This is a genomic window from Pseudolysinimonas kribbensis (genome assembly GCF_030161895.1).
GTDB lineage: Bacteria > Actinomycetota > Actinomycetes > Actinomycetales > Microbacteriaceae > Pseudolysinimonas > Pseudolysinimonas kribbensis.
In genome coordinates this window covers 292,762-309,289 of sequence record NZ_BSVB01000001.1, presented here as the reverse complement: position 1 = coordinate 309,289, position 16,528 = coordinate 292,762, and the positions used below count along the sequence as shown (strand labels likewise).

19 protein-coding genes and 3 pseudogenes are annotated in these 16,528 nt (G+C 72.1%); 16 read left to right on the top strand and 6 right to left on the bottom strand.

What is annotated here, in order from left to right; all coding sequences use genetic code 11:
• Positions 1 to 2 precede the first annotated feature (2 nt).
• The 3 genes from miaB to dapF are packed head-to-tail and all read left to right on the top strand — an operon-like array spanning position 3 to position 3,346.
• Positions 3 to 1,520, top strand: a complete 1,518-nt coding sequence (miaB, locus tag QQK35_RS01755) for a tRNA (N6-isopentenyl adenosine(37)-C2)-methylthiotransferase MiaB (protein WP_284252398.1) — start codon at positions 3 to 5, stop codon at positions 1,518 to 1,520.
• Positions 1,521 to 1,539: 19 nt separating this feature from the next.
• Positions 1,540 to 2,478, top strand: coding sequence for a tRNA (adenosine(37)-N6)-dimethylallyltransferase MiaA (gene miaA / locus QQK35_RS01750; protein ID WP_284252396.1), 939 nt, complete (start codon positions 1,540 to 1,542; stop codon positions 2,476 to 2,478).
• Between the two features lie 4 nt (positions 2,479 to 2,482).
• Positions 2,483 to 3,346: a diaminopimelate epimerase gene (gene dapF, locus QQK35_RS01745; protein ID WP_284252394.1), complete on the top strand. Its 864-nt coding sequence runs from the start codon at positions 2,483 to 2,485 to the stop codon at positions 3,344 to 3,346.
• 41 nt (positions 3,347 to 3,387) lie between these two features.
• On the opposite strand, the gene QQK35_RS01740 is transcribed toward dapF, so the two are convergent.
• The gene (locus QQK35_RS01740) at positions 3,388 to 4,293 is read right to left on the bottom strand and encodes a phosphotransferase (protein ID WP_284252392.1); all 906 of its coding nucleotides are present in this window, start codon (positions 4,291 to 4,293) and stop codon (positions 3,388 to 3,390) included.
• A 7-nt stretch (positions 4,294 to 4,300) separates the two neighbouring features.
• Positions 4,301 to 4,947, bottom strand: a pseudogene (locus QQK35_RS01735) (class I SAM-dependent methyltransferase).
• On the opposite strand from QQK35_RS01735, the pseudogene hflX reads away from it, so the two are divergent.
• Positions 4,946 to 6,498, top strand: a pseudogene (gene hflX / locus QQK35_RS01730) (GTPase HflX). The pseudogenes QQK35_RS01735 and hflX sit on opposite strands and share 2 nt — an antisense overlap.
• A gap of 16 nt (positions 6,499 to 6,514) precedes the next feature.
• Here hflX and QQK35_RS01725 read toward each other — a convergent pair.
• Together QQK35_RS01725 and QQK35_RS01720 are read right to left on the bottom strand one after the other, a co-directional pair.
• Positions 6,515 to 7,036 (bottom strand): hypothetical protein, encoded by a 522-nt coding sequence (locus QQK35_RS01725; protein WP_284252390.1) that lies wholly within the window; start codon positions 7,034 to 7,036, stop codon positions 6,515 to 6,517.
• 44 nt (positions 7,037 to 7,080) lie between these two features.
• Positions 7,081 to 7,563, bottom strand: a complete 483-nt coding sequence (locus tag QQK35_RS01720; protein WP_284252388.1) for a hypothetical protein — start codon at positions 7,561 to 7,563, stop codon at positions 7,081 to 7,083.
• 235 nt (positions 7,564 to 7,798) lie between these two features.
• On the opposite strand from QQK35_RS01720, the gene QQK35_RS01715 reads away from it, so the two are divergent.
• Positions 7,799 to 8,539, top strand: a complete 741-nt coding sequence (locus QQK35_RS01715; protein ID WP_284252385.1) for an alpha/beta fold hydrolase — start codon at positions 7,799 to 7,801, stop codon at positions 8,537 to 8,539.
• On the opposite strand, the pseudogene lexA reads toward QQK35_RS01715, so the two are convergent.
• Positions 8,536 to 9,202, bottom strand: a pseudogene (gene lexA, locus QQK35_RS01710) (transcriptional repressor LexA). The gene QQK35_RS01715 and the pseudogene lexA sit on opposite strands and share 4 nt — an antisense overlap.
• Positions 9,203 to 9,395: 193 nt before the next feature.
• On the opposite strand from lexA, the gene QQK35_RS01705 reads away from it, so the two are divergent.
• Genes QQK35_RS01705 through QQK35_RS01680 form a run of 6 tightly spaced genes read left to right on the top strand, consistent with a single transcriptional unit; the run spans position 9,396 to position 13,754 of the window.
• A complete protein-coding gene (locus tag QQK35_RS01705; protein ID WP_284252383.1) occupies positions 9,396 to 9,761 on the top strand; it encodes a LysM peptidoglycan-binding domain-containing protein in 366 nt (121 codons plus the stop codon).
• Positions 9,762 to 9,807: 46 nt separating this feature from the next.
• Positions 9,808 to 10,896, top strand: coding sequence for a histidinol-phosphate transaminase (locus QQK35_RS01700; protein WP_284252381.1), 1,089 nt, complete (start codon positions 9,808 to 9,810; stop codon positions 10,894 to 10,896).
• Between the two features lie 10 nt (positions 10,897 to 10,906).
• Complete coding sequence (gene hisB / locus QQK35_RS01695; protein WP_284252379.1) at positions 10,907 to 11,530, top strand: imidazoleglycerol-phosphate dehydratase HisB; 624 nt, start codon at positions 10,907 to 10,909, stop codon at positions 11,528 to 11,530.
• A complete protein-coding gene (gene hisH, locus QQK35_RS01690; protein ID WP_284252377.1) occupies positions 11,527 to 12,165 on the top strand; it encodes an imidazole glycerol phosphate synthase subunit HisH in 639 nt (212 codons plus the stop codon). Before hisB ends, hisH begins: the two co-directional genes overlap by 4 nt.
• Positions 12,166 to 12,175: 10 nt before the next feature.
• Positions 12,176 to 12,922, top strand: coding sequence for a bifunctional 1-(5-phosphoribosyl)-5-((5-phosphoribosylamino)methylideneamino)imidazole-4-carboxamide isomerase/phosphoribosylanthranilate isomerase PriA (priA, locus tag QQK35_RS01685; protein ID WP_284252375.1), 747 nt, complete (start codon positions 12,176 to 12,178; stop codon positions 12,920 to 12,922).
• A gap of 16 nt (positions 12,923 to 12,938) precedes the next feature.
• Complete coding sequence (locus QQK35_RS01680; RefSeq protein ID WP_284252373.1) at positions 12,939 to 13,754, top strand: SseB family protein; 816 nt, start codon at positions 12,939 to 12,941, stop codon at positions 13,752 to 13,754.
• Between the two features lie 6 nt (positions 13,755 to 13,760).
• Here the strand turns inward: QQK35_RS01680 and QQK35_RS01675 are convergent, their stop codons facing one another.
• Positions 13,761 to 14,108 carry a DUF1844 domain-containing protein gene (locus QQK35_RS01675; protein WP_284252372.1) on the bottom strand — a complete coding sequence of 116 codons (348 nt, stop codon included), beginning with the start codon at positions 14,106 to 14,108 and terminating at the stop codon, positions 13,761 to 13,763.
• Between the two features lie 273 nt (positions 14,109 to 14,381).
• Here QQK35_RS01675 and infC point away from each other — a divergent pair, with 273 nt between their 5' ends.
• The 5 genes from infC to QQK35_RS01650 all read left to right on the top strand — a co-directional run bounded on the left by infC (position 14,382) and on the right by QQK35_RS01650 (position 16,456).
• Positions 14,382 to 14,972 carry a translation initiation factor IF-3 gene (infC, locus tag QQK35_RS01670; protein ID WP_425565006.1) on the top strand — a complete coding sequence of 197 codons (591 nt, stop codon included), beginning with the start codon at positions 14,382 to 14,384 and terminating at the stop codon, positions 14,970 to 14,972.
• Positions 14,965 to 15,159 (top strand): 50S ribosomal protein L35, encoded by a 195-nt coding sequence (rpmI, locus tag QQK35_RS01665; RefSeq protein ID WP_284252370.1) that lies wholly within the window; start codon positions 14,965 to 14,967, stop codon positions 15,157 to 15,159. The genes infC and rpmI overlap by 8 nt, the downstream gene beginning before the upstream one ends.
• 27 nt (positions 15,160 to 15,186) lie before the next feature.
• Positions 15,187 to 15,573: a 50S ribosomal protein L20 gene (gene rplT / locus QQK35_RS01660; RefSeq protein WP_284252368.1), complete on the top strand. Its 387-nt coding sequence runs from the start codon at positions 15,187 to 15,189 to the stop codon at positions 15,571 to 15,573.
• Between the two features lie 183 nt (positions 15,574 to 15,756).
• The gene (locus tag QQK35_RS01655; protein ID WP_284252366.1) at positions 15,757 to 15,999 is read left to right on the top strand and encodes a hypothetical protein; all 243 of its coding nucleotides are present in this window, start codon (positions 15,757 to 15,759) and stop codon (positions 15,997 to 15,999) included.
• A 19-nt stretch (positions 16,000 to 16,018) separates the two neighbouring features.
• Positions 16,019 to 16,456, top strand: coding sequence for a hypothetical protein (locus tag QQK35_RS01650; RefSeq protein ID WP_284252364.1), 438 nt, complete (start codon positions 16,019 to 16,021; stop codon positions 16,454 to 16,456).
• Positions 16,457 to 16,528: the final 72 nt, after the last annotated feature.

The window sequence follows — 16,528 nt, the reverse complement described above, 5'->3', positions numbered from 1 at the left end:
CCATGAGCGACGTCACCGCGCAGCCGCGCACCTACGAGGTGCGCACCTTCGGGTGCCAGATGAACGTGCACGACTCCGAGCGGCTCTCGGGCTCGCTGGAGGCGGCCGGGTACGTGCGCGCCGTGGGTGCACCCGCCGACATCGTCGTGATCAACACCTGCGCCGTACGTGAGAACGCCGACAACAAGCTCTACGGCACGCTGGGCCACCTCGCCTCGACCAAGCGCGAGCATGAGGGCATGCAGATCGCCGTCGGCGGCTGCCTCGCCCAGAAGGACAAGGGCGTCATCCTCCAGAAGGCGCCCTGGGTCGACGTCGTCTTCGGCACGCATAACATGGGGTCCCTTCCGACCCTGCTGGAGCGCGCACGGCACAACGAGGAGGCGCAGCTCGAGATCCTCGAGGCCCTCGAGGTCTTCCCCTCGACGCTGCCGACCCGGCGGGAGTCCGTGGCGAGCGGCTGGGTGTCGATCTCGGTCGGCTGCAACAACACCTGCACCTTCTGCATCGTCCCGTCGCTGCGGGGCAAGGAGCGCGACCGTCGGCCGGGCGACATCCTGTCGGAGATCCGGATGCTGGTCGACGACGGCGCGATCGAGGTCACGCTGCTGGGCCAGAACGTGAACTCCTACGGCGTCGAGTTCGGAGACCGCCTCGCGTTCGGCAAGCTGCTGCGGGCGACGGGCGAGATCGAAGGGCTCGAGCGCGTCCGGTTCACAAGCCCGCACCCGGCGGCGTTCACCGACGACGTCATCGAGGCGATGGCCGAGACGCCCAACGTCATGCCGCAGCTGCACATGCCGCTGCAGTCCGGCTCCGACCGGATCCTGCGTGCGATGCGCCGCTCGTACCGCTCGGAACGGTTCCTGCGCATCCTCGACGGAGTGCGTGAGCGCATCCCGCACGCGGCGATCTCGACCGACATCATCGTCGGATTCCCCGGTGAGACCGAGGAGGACTTCGACGAGACGCTTCGCGTCGTCGAGCAGGCCCGTTTCGCCTCCGCCTTCACCTTCCAGTACTCGATCCGTCCGGGAACGCCGGCCGCGACCATGGACGACCAGGTGCCGAAGGAGGTCGTGCAGGAGCGCTACGAGCGCCTCACGGCGTTGCAGGAGCGCATCTCGGGCGACGAGGCGCAGCAGCTGGTCGGCACCGCGATCGAGGTGCTCGTCGCTCCGAACGAGGGTCGACGCGACGGCGTCACCGCTCGCATCTCGGGCCGCGCGGAGGACAACCGCCTCGTCCACGTCGACCTCCCGGCCGGCAACGAGCAGCCGCGTCCGGGCGATGTGGTGAGCGCGGTCGTCACACGAGCGGCCCCGCACTTCCTCATCGCCGGCCCCGCCGGCGACCGCCTCCCCGTTCGCCGCACATGCGCGGGCGATGCGTGGGATCGTGCGCAGGCGCTCGCGCTCGATCCGCACGCCGGGTCCGACCACGGTCACGGTCACGGCGCACCGGCCGGCCCCGTGTCGATCGGGCTGCCCGCCCTGCGGGTCGGCGCACCCCAGCCGTGAGCCCACGCCGCTCTCGGCCGTGAACCTGATCGCCATCGTCGGCGCGACCGGCACCGGCAAGTCGGCGCTGTCGCTCGACCTCGCCGAGCGCCTGAGGGTGGAGGGCACGCCGGCCGAGATCGTCAACGGCGACGCCATGCAGCTGTACCGCGGCATGGACATCGGCACGGCGAAGGTTCCGCCGGGCGAGCGACGCGGCATCCCGCACCACCTGCTCGACGTGCTGGACCCCGTCGAGGAGGCGAGCGTCGCCGACTATCAGCCGCGGGCGCGCGCGGCCATCGAGCGGATCGTCGCCGGCGGCGCGGTGCCGATCCTGGTCGGCGGCAGCGGCCTGTACCTCTCGAGCGTGGTCTACGACTTCCGCTTCCCCGGGACCGACGCCGTGCTGCGCGGGAGGCTCGAGGCGGAGCTCGCCGAGCGCGGTCCGGGGGCCCTGCACGAGCGGTTGCGGGATGCCGACGCGGCCGCCGCCGCCGCGATCGGCCCGCACAACGGGCGCCGGCTCGTGCGCGCGCTCGAGGTGATCGAGCTCACGGGAGCCCCCTTCGGCTCCGGCCTGCCCGGGGAGGCCGCCCTCTGGCGCCCCACCGTCACCATCGGGCTGCGCACGGAACGGGCGACGCTCGTCGAGCGGCTCGACCGTCGCGTGGAGGGCATGTGGCGCGACGGCCTGCTCGACGAGGTCGCTCGCCTGCGGCCCGCGGGCCTCGGCACCACGGCGAGCCGGGCAATCGGCTATGCGCAGGCGCTCGAGCAGCTCGACGGCGCCCTCACCGAACGGGACGCCGTGGCGCAGACCGCCGCCCTGACCCGCCGCTACGCCCGGCGCCAGGTCTCCTGGTTCGGCCGCTACGCCGGCACGGTCTGGCTCGACGCCGACGATCCGGGGCGCGTCGACGCGGCGCTGGCCGCGGTGCGGTCCGCGTCGGCCGGCCCGCGCCGCCCGCTAGCCTGAGTCCATGACCGTGCTGCCGTTCGTCAAGGGCCACGGGACCGGCAACGACTTCGTGCTGTTCTCGGATCCCGACGGCAGCATCGAGCTCGACGCCGACCGCATCGCCGACATGGCGGACCGGCACTTCGGGATCGGCGCCGACGGCCTCATCCGCGCCGTCCGGTCCGCGAACCTTCCCGAGGGTGCCGAGGCGCTGCGGGAGGACCCGGACGCGGAGTGGTTCATGGATTACCACAACGCCGACGGCAGCCCCGCGGAGATGTGCGGAAACGGCATCCGGGTCTACGTGACCTTCCTCATCGACCAGAAGCTGCTCGAGCTGCCGGTCGGCGAGACCGTGAAGATCGGCACGCGAGGCGGCGTTCATGCCGTGACGCGGCACTCGGAGGCGTACACCGTCGACCTCGGGCCGTTCGTCGTGCTCGACTCCGAGGCCACCGTCTCGGCGCGCGACCTCGACGTGCCGCGCCCCGGCCTGCCGGTCGGCGTCGGCAACCCGCACGTCGTGGTCGCCGTCGCCGACGACGACGAGCTCGACGGGATCGACCTCGCCGAGGCGCCGAAGGTGCAGCCGGAACCGCCGGACGGCGCGAACGTCGAGTTCGTCGTGCCGGGAGACCCGCTCGTGGTCGGCGGGGTCGGCCGCATCCGGATGCGCGTGCATGAGCGCGGCGTCGGCGAGACGCTGTCGTGCGGTACCGGTGTCGCAGCGTCGGCCATCGCGGTGCGGCACTGGGCGGGCGAGAACGCGCCGGATCGCTGGACGGTCGAGGTGCCGGGCGGCGACCTCGGCGTCGAGATCGCCGACGGGCACGTGCTGCTGACGGGGCCGGCGGCGCTGACCTACCGCGGCACCTACGAGATCTAGACGGTCGAGATCTAGACGGTCGAGATCTAGACGGTCGAGATCTACACGGCGGCGACGTCGGGGTCGGTCATGATCCGCGCGAGCGTCGTGCGTCCCAGGTCGGCCATCACCGGATTGGTCTGGCGGTAGTACCAGACGAGGCCCATCGCCTGCTGGAACGCCCAGGCTGCCCCGCGCGCCCACTCCGGCTCGCTGGAGGCCAGGGTGCGGCGCACCCGACCCCGGGCCGGACGGTCGAGCATGTGCCACACCACGACGAGATCCAGCGCCGGGTCGGCGGCGCCGAACGCGCCCGCGTCGAGCACGCCCGACAGTCGCTCTTTCTCGACCAGCAGATTGCCCGGGTGCAGGTCGCCGTGCGCCATGACATCCGCGCCGGCGGCGGGCAGCACGCGCAGCGCGCTCCAGCGCGTGCGCAGCGCGGGCACGTCGAACAACCCCTCGCTCTCGCGGAAGCATCGTCGCATCCACTCGTCGTGATCGGGCAGCGAGCCGCCCCGCCCGCCGCCCGAGAAGGTCCGTCCGCGCGTCGGCGCGGCGCGCAGGGCGAGCAGGAGCGCCGCGAGGTCGTCGGCGAAGGCCCCCGATCCGGCGAGGGCGGTGGGCGTCGTCGTCGAGCCCGGCAGCCACTCGTGGATCGCCCAGGGCAGCGGAAACCGGTCGCCGGGTCGCCCGATCGCGACGGGCCGCGGCACCGGCACCGGGACGATCCCCGCGAGCTCCTCGAGGGCCGCGGCCTCGCGCGCCAGCTCGGCACGCACGGCGTCGGGGTTGCCCGCGCGCAGCCGCAGCCGGGCGGCGAACCGGTCGCCGAGGCGGAAGATCGCGTTGACGGTGGCACCGCTGTCGACCGGCGTGATCGGCAGGCCGGCCCACTGCGGGAACTGCTCGGCGATCAGCCGTCGCACGAGCTCCGCGTCGACCGGGAGCTGGTCGTCGTGCATCATGCGGGTCTCACTTCGGGACGACGGTGATCGCCTCGGTGAAGCCGGTGCGGCGCCGGCAGCGCAGCACGCGGTAGCCCTTGCTGGTCGCGGCGCGCAGGAACGAGTAGTCGGCCGGGAACTCCGCCTGCATCCAGCGCTGCAGCGAGTCCGATCCGAGGTTGCGCTGCACGACCAGCCAGGCATCGGCTCCCACGTCGAGCCGCGGGAGCCAGTGCAGCAGCATCGCGTGCAGTTCGTTCTTGCCGACCCGGATGGGGGATTCGACCAGATGGTCATGAACCGGACGTCGGCCGGGACCTCGTCGGGCAGGCAGGCCGTGACGTTGTCCAGACCGAGGGATGCCGCGTTGCGGCGCACGAGGTCCAGCGCGCGCTCGTTGACATCCACCGCCCACACGCGCGAGTGCGGCGATTCCATCGCGAGCGTCAGGGTGACCGGGCCCCAGCCGCAGCCGAGGTCGAGCAGGTCGCCGCCGGGCGGCGGTGCCGGCACGCTGCCGAGCAGCACCTGCGTGCCGGTGTCGACGCGCTCCGGGCTGAAGACGCCGTTGGCCGTCGTGACGATCACCTCGCGACCGGCCAGTCGGACCGGGAGCGGACGGAATCCGGGGGCGCCGGCGGGCGTCGCGGAGAAGTAGTGCTCCGCGGGGACCATGCCAGACAACGTACCGAGAACTAGGCTGAACGACCATATGACCGACGACGACCGCATCCTCGACCGCGTGCTGGCCACGGAGGGTTCACGGGCAGCCGTGCGCCGCTTCGAGGGCCGCGCCGCCGCCCTCCAGGAGGAGGACGGCTCCTTCGCGCTGCCCGACGCCGACGGCGAGCAGCTCGACCGGGAGGAGCGCGCCGCGCTGCGTCGGGTCGGCGGTCTCGGGACGGAGCTCCAGGACGTCACCGAGGTCGAGTACCGGCAGCTCCGTCTCGAGAACGTCGTGCTCATCGGCGTCTATGCCGGCTCGTCGCTCGAGGAGGCCGAGAACTCCCTGCGCGAGCTCGCCGCCCTCGCCGAGACGGCGGGCGCCGTCGTGCTCGACGGCCTGCTGCAGCGCCGACCGCACCCGGACCCCTCGACCTACCTCGGCCGCGGCAAGGTCGAGGAACTCGCCGGCATCGTCGCGGCGCTCGGGGCGGACACCGTCGTGGCCGACACCGAACTGGCCCCGAGCCAGCGGCGCGCGCTCGAAGACGCTGTGAAGGTCAAGGTCATCGACCGCACGGCCGTGATCCTCGACATCTTCAGCCAGCACGCCAAGAGCCGCGAGGGCAAGGCCCAGGTCGAGCTCGCGCAGCTCGAGTACCTGCTGCCGCGACTGCGCGGCTGGGGCGAGTCGATGTCGCGCCAGGCGGGCGGCCAGGCGGCGGGCGGGCAGGGCATGGGCTCCCGCGGCCCCGGTGAGACGAAGATCGAGCTGGACCGGCGCCGCATCCACACCCGGATGGCGAGGCTGCGTCGGCAGATCAAGGGCTTCGCGCCCGCGCGCGAGGCCAAGCGCGCCACCCGCGACCGCAACGAGGTGCCCTCGGTCGCGATCGCGGGCTACACCAACGCCGGCAAGTCGAGCCTGCTGAACCGCCTGACCCGCGCCGGCGTGCTCGTCGAGAACGCGCTGTTCGCGACCCTCGACCCCACCGTGCGTCGTGCCCGCACCCCCGACGGCCGCGAGTTCACGATCGCCGACACGGTCGGGTTCGTGCGCAACCTCCCGCATCAGCTCGTCGAGGCGTTCCGGTCGACGCTGGAGGAGGTCGGCGACTCGGACGTGATCGTGCACGTCGTCGACGGCGCCCATCCCGATCCGGGGGCGCAGCTGGCGACGGTGCGCGACGTCATCGGTGACGTCGGGGCGCGCGACCTGCCCGAGATCGTCGTCTTCAACAAGGCGGACCTCGTCGACGCCGACACCCGGCTGCTGCTGCGCGGGCTCGAGCCCGACGCGCTCTTCGTGAGCGCCCGCACGGGGAGGGCGTCGACGAGCTCGTCGCCCGGATCGCCGACCTGCTGCCCCAGCCGGATGTCGCCCTCGACATCGTCGTGCCCTACGACCGCGGCGACCTCGTCGCGCTGGCCCACCGCACCACGCGGGTGCTCGACACGAGCTACGACGAGGGCGGCACCCGCCTGCAGCTGCTCGCCACCCGCCGGGCGGCGGAGCAGCTGCAGAGCGCGCTCGAGACCCCGCTTCCTGAGCGGGTCGAGTAGCCGCCGCCCCGCTCCCTCACCACTCCTGGGCGACGCGGTGGGTCTCGAGGATGCCGGGCACCGATCCGTCGGGCGCGCGGCCGATCCCGCACTCGGTGCCCACGCCGAAGTCGCTCACGAACGCGGAAGCGGCCGCCGCGCGGCGCTGCGCCCCCTCCGCGCCGTCCTCCCGGTGCACGAGCCCGAGATAGAGCTCGGTGCCGGGCTCCGTCTGCAGCCCCGCGAGCGGCGCGAAGTACGCCTCGTCGTCGCGCTCGATCGGGACCGGGAGGTGGATCCACGTGATGGGCCGCGGCGACACCTCACGCAGCAGGTTCGCGTATCGCACGAGGTTCGCGGTGTCCTTCGGCTCCACGAAGTGCTTCTCGCCGGCGTCCCCGTAACACAGGTGGAAGCCGAGCTCCACGTCCTCCGGCACCGCCGACGCCTGTCGGCGCGCGCGCTCCGCAAGGCCCTCCCAGAGGTCCTCGAAGGGCGCGCGGAAGGTCGCGCCGTAGTCGGTCCCGTAGTCGGCCGACTCGATCAGCCCGAACTCCACTGCGGTGTCCCACTGGATCGCCAGATCCTCGTGCGGGATGGAGCTCAGGATCTCGTCGAGCTCGGCGTACAGCGCACGCTCGTAGAGGGCTCGAACGCGGCCCGGTCCTCCTCCCGCACGAGTGCGACCACGACGGCGAGCGGCGTCGGCAGCGACACCTGGAAGCGGATGCCGGCCGGGATGACGCCCTGCTCCCGCAGCGCCGCGAACGTGCCGTAGGACTCGAGAGCCGCGCGCGCGTAGTCGAGCTTCGGCAGCACGACGCGCGCCGGGTCCACCCCGTCGGCGAAACGCAGCGGGCGCAGGTCGAGGTTGCGCAGCAGCACGGGCTCGTCGCCGACGCGTTCGATGCCGTCGGCGCCACCGATCAGGTCGGCCTGGAAGACGATCCAGTGGAATCGGTCTCCGGTCTCGCCGTCGGGCACCCGCCGCAGGCGGCGGCCGAGGGTGTCGGCGGCGGCACGGAAGGTGCTCTCGGTGTCGGGAAGGTTGACGCTGCCGACGAGCAGTGCACCCTGCACGGTCATGAGGTTCTCGCTCTCCGGGAGCCGCGGGGGCGACTCCCCATCATCGATGGTGGAATCGCAGGCGGTGCTCCGTCGCCGGATGGCGGTGAACCGGAGCGCGAGGCCTCGCATGTGCGCTGCGAACGGCTCCACTGTACGAAGGCCGTCCGGGGGCGCCAAGCGGATGACGCCCCGTGACGCGGCTGGAGAGCCCGGTGCCGAGTGGTCGCCCAGCCACCGCGCGTAGCCTGCGACGATGCGGCTGGCGGTGCACGAGAGCGGGGCCGGATCGCGCACGGCGCTGCTCATCCACGGGCTGATGTCGGATCATCGCGCCTGGCACCGCGTGAGCGCGGACCTCGAGGGGCGCGGCTTCCACATCATCGCGGTCGACCTCGCCGGCCACGGCGGCAGCCCGCGCGCCCGCCGTTACACGCTCGCCGCCTGGGCGGCCGACGTGCTGGAGACGGTGGCGCCCCTGCTGAACGGGGCGCCCGACCTCGTCATGGGGCATTCGCTCGGCGGACTGGTCGCGAGCCGGGTCGCCGAGACCCTCCGCCCGCGGGCCGCCGTGTACGTCGATCCCGCCTTCGGATTCCCGGGAGGAGCCCGCGGTGTGCTCCTCAAACTGCTGTTCGCGCTCTCGCCGCGACCGCGGCGCCCCTCGCTCGTGCGGATGAACCCGAAATGGGACGCGGTCGACGTCGAGATCGAACTGGCGACGCTCGCCGATTGGGACAAGCGCACGATCCTGGGCCTCGCGGACACCCGCGCTCTCACGCCGCCGGCCCTCGTGACCGGGCCGAGCCTCGTGGTGCTGGCGGAGAAGAGCTGGCTCGTCTCGGACGCCGTGGCCGAACTCCTGCACACGCGCGGGATGACCGTGCGCAGGATCGCCGGCACCGGTCACACGGTGTTCCGCGACGAGCACCGGCGCTTCATGGCGCTCGTGCAGGCCTGGCTCGACCGCGTCGCGCCCGCCGGAGCGCGCGGTTAGACGGAGCGCAGAACCGCCACGACCTTGCCGAGCACCTGCGCCTCATCGCCCAGGATCGGCTCGAATGCGCTGTTGCGCGGCAGCAGCCAGGTGTGCCCGTCGCGCTGACGGAACACCTTGACCGTGGCTTCGCCCTCGAGCATCGCCGCGACGATCTCGCCGTTCTCGGCGTCGCCCTGTTCGCGCACCACGACCCAGTCCCCGTCGCAGATCGCGGCGTCGATCATCGACTCGCCCACGACCTTCAGCATGAACAGCTCGCCCTTGCCCACGAGCTGCCGGGGAGGGGAAGACCTCCTCGACCTGCTGGTCGGCGGTGATCGGCACACCGGCGGCGATCCGGCCGACGAGCGGCACCATCGCGGCGTCGGCGACGGAGGGCGACGACTCGTTGCCGTCGCTCGACGGGAGGTCGATGAGCACCTCCAGGGCGCGCGGCCGGTTGGGGTCGCGGCGCAGGTACCCGCTCAGCTCGAGCTGGGTCAGCTGGTGCGCCACGCTCGACAGCGATGAGAGCCCGACGGCGTCGCCGATCTCGCGCATGCTCGGCGGATAGCCGCGGGTCACCTTGGACCGCTGGATGGCATCCAGGATCGCCAGCTGCTTCTCGCTCAGGCTCGTGCGCCGGCGTGTGCCGCCTGCGCGCTCCTCGGTGTCGCTCACCCGGGCCTCCCGATGTCGGTGGTCGCTGATCTGATCGTGCCAGCGATCGAAACTGTATCCGCCTCAGGCCCTCTCGACAAACATCCGTTCGAGTGTGTCGGCGGATTCGGACGGAAATCCGCTGGGGAGGGTTGAACACATGTTCGATCGAAGGTATGTTCGGAATACGACTTCGAGACCGGAGGAGCACACCATGAGCGCGATCACCTGGAACAGCATCCCCGCGGCACCCGCCGGGTCGCGGGGCCGGCTGCACATCACCCGCCGCGGCCGTGCCGTGCTCACCGCGGCCGTCGCCCTTCCGCTCGCCGCCGCCGCGGTCTTCGGCGGCATCGGGGCGGTCGGTGCGACCGCGACCGACACGCAGGCCTCCGCGACCTTCAGCTACGTGACCGTGGCACCGGGGGAGTCGCTCTGGCAGCTCGCGCAGCAGATCGCGCCGAACGCCGACCCGCGCGACGTCGTCGAGGCGATCACGAATCTGAACGCCCTCTCGTCCGGGGTCGTCCAGCCCGGACAGCGGCTCGCGATCCCGGCCCAGTACGCCCCCGCGCGGTAGCCGGCGGAGGGGCCGGGGCGTCCGGAGCCCCGCCTAAACTGGCGCCGTGGCCTCGCTCTCCGATCTTCCGATCCGCGACGACCTGCGGGGGCAGTCGCCCTACGGCGCTCCGCAGAAGCACGTGCGGGTGCAGCTGAACGTCAACGAGAACAGCCATCCGATCCCCGAGGCGGTCGCTCGCGACATCGTCGAGAGCCTCGCCGCGGCGGTCCTCACCCTGAACCGCTACCCCGACCGCGAGTTCACGGTGCTGCGCGAGGGCCTCGCGGCCTACCTCGGTCACGGCATCGGGACGGAGCAGGTCTGGGCGGCGAACGGCTCGAACGAGATCATCCAGCAGCTCCTGCAGGCGTTCGGCGGACCGGGACGCCGCGTGCTCGCCTTCCCGCCCACCTACTCGATGCACGGGATCATCACCCGCGGCACCGGCACGACCTGGCTGACGGCGGAACGCGACCCCGGATACGAGCTGTCGGCCGAGACCGTGGTCGCGGCGATCGAGGCGCACCGCCCCGATCTCGTCTTCCTCTGCGCGCCGAACAACCCCACGGGCACGCCGGTCGCGCTCGACGTGATCGAGGCCGCCTACGAGGCGAGCGACGGCATGGTGTTCGTCGATGAGGCCTACGCCGAGTTCATGCCGGCGCACGCCCCGAGCGCGATCACGCTGCTGCCCGACCGGCACCGCCTGGTCGTGTCGCGCACCATGAGCAAGGCCTTCGCCTTCGCGGGCGCCCGTGTCGGCTACCTCGCCGCCGACCCGGCGGTCGTCGATGCGCTGCGCCTCGTGCGGCTGCCGTATCACCTGTCCGCGCTGACCCAGGCGGCGGCCATCGCGGCACTGCGGCATGCGCCCGAGATGCTCGCGACGGTCGACGACATCCGCGCCCAGCGCGATCGGCTCGTCTCGGAGTTGCCCGTGCTCGGCTACCGCGCCTACGAGAGCTGGGCGAACTTCGTGCTCTTCGACGGGCTCGACGATCCGCACGCGACCTTCGAGGCGCTGCTGGAGCGGGACATCATCATCCGCGACGTCGGCCTCCCCGGCGCCCTGCGGGTCACCGCCGGCACGGAGCAGGAGACGACGCTGTTCCTGGAGGCCCTCGCCGCGCTGGCCCCGCGCGGTGCCCGCTAACGTTGAGCGCATGAGCGGGCTGGAATCCCCGGGCGGGGCGCGCGTCGCGCAGCTGACCCGCGAGACGAGCGAGTCGAGCATCGACCTCGCCCTGGACCTCGACGGCAGCGGGCGCGCCGACATCCGCACCACCGTCCCCTTCTTCGACCACCTGCTCACCGCGTTCGCCAGGCACGCCGTCGTCGACCTCACCGTGCGCGCCCAGGGCGACACCGAGATCGACGTGCACCACACCGTGGAGGACACCGGCATCGTGCTCGGCACGGCGATCCGCCGGGCGCTCGGCGACAAGATCGGGATCGCGCGGTTCGGCGACGCGCTGGTGCCGCTCGACGAGGCGCTCGCCCAGGCCGTCGTCGACGTGTCGGGCCGCCCCTATCTCGCGCACGGCGGCGAGCCGGCCGGGTTCGAGTTCCACCTGATCGGCGGCCACTTCACCGGCTCGATGGTGCGGCACGTCTTCGAGGCGATCACCATCAACGCCGGGCTCACCGTGCACCTCAGTGTGCTCGCGGGCCGCGACCCGCACCACATCGCGGAGGCGGAGTTCAAGGCGTTCGCGCGCGCGTTCCGGCAGGCCGTGGCGATCGACCCGCGGGTGGACGGCATCCCGTCGACCAAGGGCGCGCTGTGACCACGGCCCGCCCGTCCGTGGTCGTCTTCGACTACGGATTCGGCAACGTGCACTCGGCCGCCAAGGCCCTCGAGGAGGCCGGCGCCGACGTCGAACTGACCGCCGACCGCACCCGCGCCGTGGAGGCCGACGGTCTCGTCGTGCCGGGCGTCGGCGCCTTCGCGGCGGTCGTCGAGGGCTTGCGGCGCGCGCACGGCGACGAGGTCGTCGACCGCCGGCTCGCCGGTGGACGCGCGGTGCTCGGCATCTGCGTGGGCATGCAGGTGCTGTTCTCCGGCGGCGTCGAGGGCGGCACCGAGACCGAGGGGCTCGGCGAGTGGCCCGGCATCGTGGAGCGCCTCGACGCGCCCGTCCTGCCGCACATGGGCTGGAACACGGTCGAGGCGCCGGGCGACTCCGTCCTGTTCGCGGGCGTCGGCGACGAGCGCTTCTACTTCGTGCACTCCTATGCGATGCGGGCGTGGACTCTCGAGCCCTACGGCCGGTTCGCGGCGCCGAAGATCACCTGGGCCGAGCACGGCGAGCGCTTCGTCGCCGCGGCCGAGAACGGACCGCTGTCGGCGACCCAGTTCCACCCCGAGAAGTCCGGCGAGGCCGGCATCCGGCTGCTGCGCAACTGGCTCGGATCCCTGTGAGGAGCAGCCTGTGACCGACCCGACCGCCGACCGCCTCATCCTGTTGCCGGCGGTGGATGTCGCCGACGGCCAGGCCGTGCGCCTCACGCAGGGCGAGGCCGGCAGCGAGACGGGCTACGGCGACCCGCGGGAGGCCGCGGCGGCCTGGACCGAGCAGGGCGCCGAGTGGATCCACCTCGTCGACCTCGACGCCGCGTTCGGTCGCGGCGACAACCGGAGCATCATCCGCGAGGTCATCGCGGGCCTGCCGTCGCACGTGCAGGTGGAGCTGTCGGGCGGCATCCGCGACGACGACTCGCTGCACGCGGCGCTCGCCACCGGCTGCGCCCGCATCAACCTCGGCACGGCCGCCCTCGAGCAGCCCGAGTGGGCCGCGCGGGCCATCGCGAACCACGGCGAGCAGATCGCCGTCGGCCTGGACGTGCGCGGCACGACCCTCGCCGCGCGCGGCTGGACCCGCGAGGGCGGAGACCTCTGGGAGGTGCTCGCCCGGCTCGAGGATGCCGGCTGCGCGCGCTACGTCGTGACCGACGTGACCAAGGACGGCACGCTGCAGGGCCCCAACCTCGAGCTGCTGCGCAGGGTCACGCAGCGCACGACGCGGCCGGTCGTCGCCTCCGGGGGCATCTCGAGCCTCGACGACATCGTGGCGCTGCGCGCGCTCGTGCCGGAGGGCGTCGAGGGCGCGATCGTCGGCAAGGCGCTCTACGCGGGCGCGTTCACGCTCACCGAGGCGCTGGATGCCGCCGGAATCTGATCCGCGCGGTGGAGCTATGAGCGAAGGCCATTTCTGGCCTTCGCCGCGACCCCAGCGCCGAGGCCCGTCCCGGGCGTCGGGTCGTCACGAGGACTCGGCCGGCATCCCGTTCACCGGCCGGCGCTTCCACGACAACGCCGGCGCCGGCGACGACGGCACCGCGCCGCCGCGGGTGCTCGAGGCGATCCGGCGGTTCCGGATGCGTGAGGTCGGCGCCCCGGAGGTCGTCGCGGCCGTGCACAGCGCGCGGCTCCTCGTGCCGCTGGTCGCGGTGCGCGGCGACGAGGGCGTGGGCGCACGGGGCCGGCTCGTCGACAAGACCCAGGAGCTGTCGATCGTCACCGTGGAGGGGCCGGACGGCCGTTCGGTGCTGCCCGGCTTCACCTCGGTCGCGGCGATGCAGGCCTGGGACGCCTCGGCGCGCCCCATCCCGATCGACGCTCCGCGCGTCGCGCTCGCCGCCGCCTCCGAGGGCACGCCGCTCATCGTGATCGATCCCGGCTCCGCGACCGAGTTCGCGGTGCGGCGGCCCGCCCTGCGCCCGCTCGCGACGGGCGAGCCGTGGACGCCGTCGTTCGAGGACCCGGACGTGCTCGCCGCGTTCCAGGCGTCGGCCGCCGGTCGTGACGAGCTCCTCGGGGTCGCCGTCGGCGCGGGCGACCCCGACGCCCGCCTGCTGGGGCCGGAGCTCCTCGTGCTGCTGACGCTGCGCCCGGGCCTCGGCGAGGAGGAGCTCGCGGTGCTCGTGGGCGAGCTGCAGCGGCGCTGGTCCGCCCATCCGGTCATCGCCGAACGGGTCGACTCGATCGGCGTGCGGGTGCAGGCGGGGTGAGGGGCGCTAGCTGACCGGCCCGGTCCACTTCTCGCCGGGACCCTTGCCGATCGGGTCGGGAACCGGGGAGGCCTCGCGGAAGGCGAGCTGCACCGAGCGCAGGCCGTCGCGCAGCGCCCGGGCGTGGTGATCGCCGACGTGCGGGGCCGACGCGGTGACGAGGCCGGCGAGGGCGTCGATGAGCTTGCGCGCCTCGTCGAGGTCGAGCTGGGACGCCGCATCCGGATCGTCGGCGAGCCCGCACTTGACGGCCGCGGCGCTCAGCAGGTGGACGGCGACCGTGTTGATGACCTCGACCGCCGGGACCTCCGCGATGTCGCGGATCTCGGGTTCGACGTCCAACTCTTCGGCCACGGCATCCCTCTGCTATCCTTGTGCGGGCTCCGGCGTGTCCGGAGCTGACGGCTGCACCAGCTGCAGCCATCACAGCGAAAGTGGAGAGATCCCACCCGTCGGCCGCATCACCAGGCTAGCCGGGTCGAAGCACCCTCCGCCGCGTGTCAGAGACGGCACCGGTCGACAGGGGGTGGTGGCGCCAAGGCGCGCCGGATTCGCTCTCCTTTCGCGCGACGAACATCGACGAAAGGACATCGCATCAGCGATCCCAGGACGAACGACCGGATCCGCGTGCCGCAGGTGCGTCTGGTCGGACCCAACGGCGAGCAGGTCGGAGTGGTCCGCATCGAGGACGCGCTCAAGCTGGCCCAGGAGGCCGACATGGACCTGGTCGAGGTTGCCCCGAACTCCGCACCGCCCGTGGTGAAGATCATGGACTACGGCAAGTTCAAGTACGAGCAGGCCCAGAAGACCAAGGAAGCGCGGCGCAACCAGGCGAACACGATCCTCAAGGAGGTTCGGTTCCGCCTCAAGATCGACAAGCACGACTACGAGACGAAGCGCAAGCGCGCCGAGGGCTTCCTCCAGGCAGGCGACAAGGTCAAGGCGATGATCCTGTTCCGCGGTCGCGAGCAGTCCCGGCCGGAGCAGGGCTACCGACTGCTGCAGCGGTTCGCGGAGGACGTCGCGGAGTGGGGCTCGGTCGAGTCCAATCCCGTGCAGGACGGTCGCAACATGGTCATGGTCATCGGCCCGCTGAAGAACAAGGCCGACGCGAAGGCCGAGCAGAACGCGAAGCGCGATGCGGCGCGAGCCCGCAACAACCCCGCTCCGGCGGCAGAACCCGCAGCTGCGGAGAAGAACGAGGAAGAAAGTGCCTAAGCAGAAGACCCACTCGGGTGCCAAGAAGCGGTTCCGGATCACCGGCTCCGGCAAGGTCGTGAAGCAGGGCGCGGGCATGCGCCACCACCTCGAGTACAAGTCGTCGCGGGTCACCCGCCGGCAGAACCAGGACGTCGTGCTGCCCACGCAGGACGCCAAGGTCATCAAGAAGCTCCTGGGCAAGTAAGCCCGGACCGGACAAGGAAACAGACTCATGGCACGTGTCAAGAGAGCGGTCAACGCCGCCAAGAAGCGCCGCACCACGCTCGAGCGCGCCGAGGGCTACCGCGGGCAGCGGTCGCGCCTCTACCGCAAGGCCAAGGAGCAGGTCACCCACTCGCTCACCTACGCCTTCCGCGACCGTCGCGCGAAGAAGGGTGAGTTCCGTCGCCTGTGGATCCAGCGCATCAACGCCGCCGCCCGCGCGAACGGCATGACCTACAACCGGCTGATCCAGGGCCTCGGCCTCGCCGGCATCGAGGTCGACCGCCGCATCCTCGCGGAGCTCGCGGTCAACGAGCCGGCCACGTTCACCGGGCTCGTGGAGGCTGCGAAGGCGGCCCTCCCGAAGGACGTCAACTCTGCGAAGGCGTCTGCGTAGCCGGGCCCGCATCACGAACCACGCACAGCGCGGACGCCGTAGGTCGGTGTCCGCGCTGTCGTTGTTGTGCGCGTGCCGGTCCGAGTCGGGCTTCGCGGCGCGCCGGAGCGGGAACGCGCGAGGAGTGAGGATCAACCACGATATGGTCGGCGTCACCACATCCCGATCGGCCGAGGAGGTCACGTGGCGCTCGGATTGAGCATCGCGGTTCTCGTGATCGTGATCGTGATCGTGATCGTGATCGTGATCGTGATCGCGAAGTCGGTCAACACGCGTCGTCATCACGCCGAGAACCTGCAACGGCTGATCGAAGCCGGCGTCGCGGCCGCAGATCAGGCACGGACAGGGACGACACCCGCGTCGCCCGGACCCACCCCCGCCCCGATGGCGCTCGACGCCGACGGGGATCCGAAGGAGAACGACTGATGGCGAAGCCGCACCCCTGATGTGGACGGGCACGGACATCGTGACCACCCTCGCCCCCGAGGCGATCTGGCTGGCCGCGGCCGAAGCGATCGTCGGCGGCAAGGGCAAGGTGACCCAGACGGCCGACGCGGGGCCTATCCGTGCCTACGACATCAAGGGGTCGGACACGCTCTTCGCGACGAGCCCCGAGCTGTCGTTCGACATCCAGATCTCCGACGAACGTGATGGACGCCGCGCCGTGCGCACGCACATCCTCCGCGCGCTCCTCAAGGACGGCGGCCTCTTCGGCCCCAAGAAGATGCTCGGGCAGAAGGCATACGTGCGCATCGCCCAGGCCCTGGGGGAGCGGATCCGCGCGCAGGATGCCGCGGCGACCGTCTCGATGCGCGACGGCGCGATGCCTGCGGGTTTCGTGCTGGACGGCCTGTCGGCCAAGGTGGCGCCGCCCGCCGCATGAGCCGGCCCGTTCGGACCGCGCGGTGAACCGGTCGAGTAGCCGGCGTCACCGCGATGCCCGATCCGCTTCGTG

Coding starts and splice junctions, on each gene's coding strand:
- dapF (WP_284252394.1), top strand. CDS start 2,483: ATGACCGTGCTGCCGTTCGTCAAGGGCCACGGGACCGGCAACGACTTC.
- rplT (WP_284252368.1), top strand. CDS start 15,187: ATGGCACGTGTCAAGAGAGCGGTCAACGCCGCCAAGAAGCGCCGCACC.
- QQK35_RS01650 (WP_284252364.1), top strand. CDS start 16,019: ATGTGGACGGGCACGGACATCGTGACCACCCTCGCCCCCGAGGCGATC.
- QQK35_RS01680 (WP_284252373.1), top strand. CDS start 12,939: ATGAGCGAAGGCCATTTCTGGCCTTCGCCGCGACCCCAGCGCCGAGGC.
- QQK35_RS01715 (WP_284252385.1), top strand. CDS start 7,799: ATGCGGCTGGCGGTGCACGAGAGCGGGGCCGGATCGCGCACGGCGCTG.
- miaB (WP_284252398.1), top strand. CDS start 3: ATGAGCGACGTCACCGCGCAGCCGCGCACCTACGAGGTGCGCACCTTC.
- hisB (WP_284252379.1), top strand. CDS start 10,907: ATGAGCGGGCTGGAATCCCCGGGCGGGGCGCGCGTCGCGCAGCTGACC.
- QQK35_RS01720 (WP_284252388.1), bottom strand. CDS start 7,563: ATGACCGTGCAGGGTGCACTGCTCGTCGGCAGCGTCAACCTTCCCGAC.
- QQK35_RS01740 (WP_284252392.1), bottom strand. CDS start 4,293: ATGATGCACGACGACCAGCTCCCGGTCGACGCGGAGCTCGTGCGACGG.
- QQK35_RS01705 (WP_284252383.1), top strand. CDS start 9,396: ATGAGCGCGATCACCTGGAACAGCATCCCCGCGGCACCCGCCGGGTCG.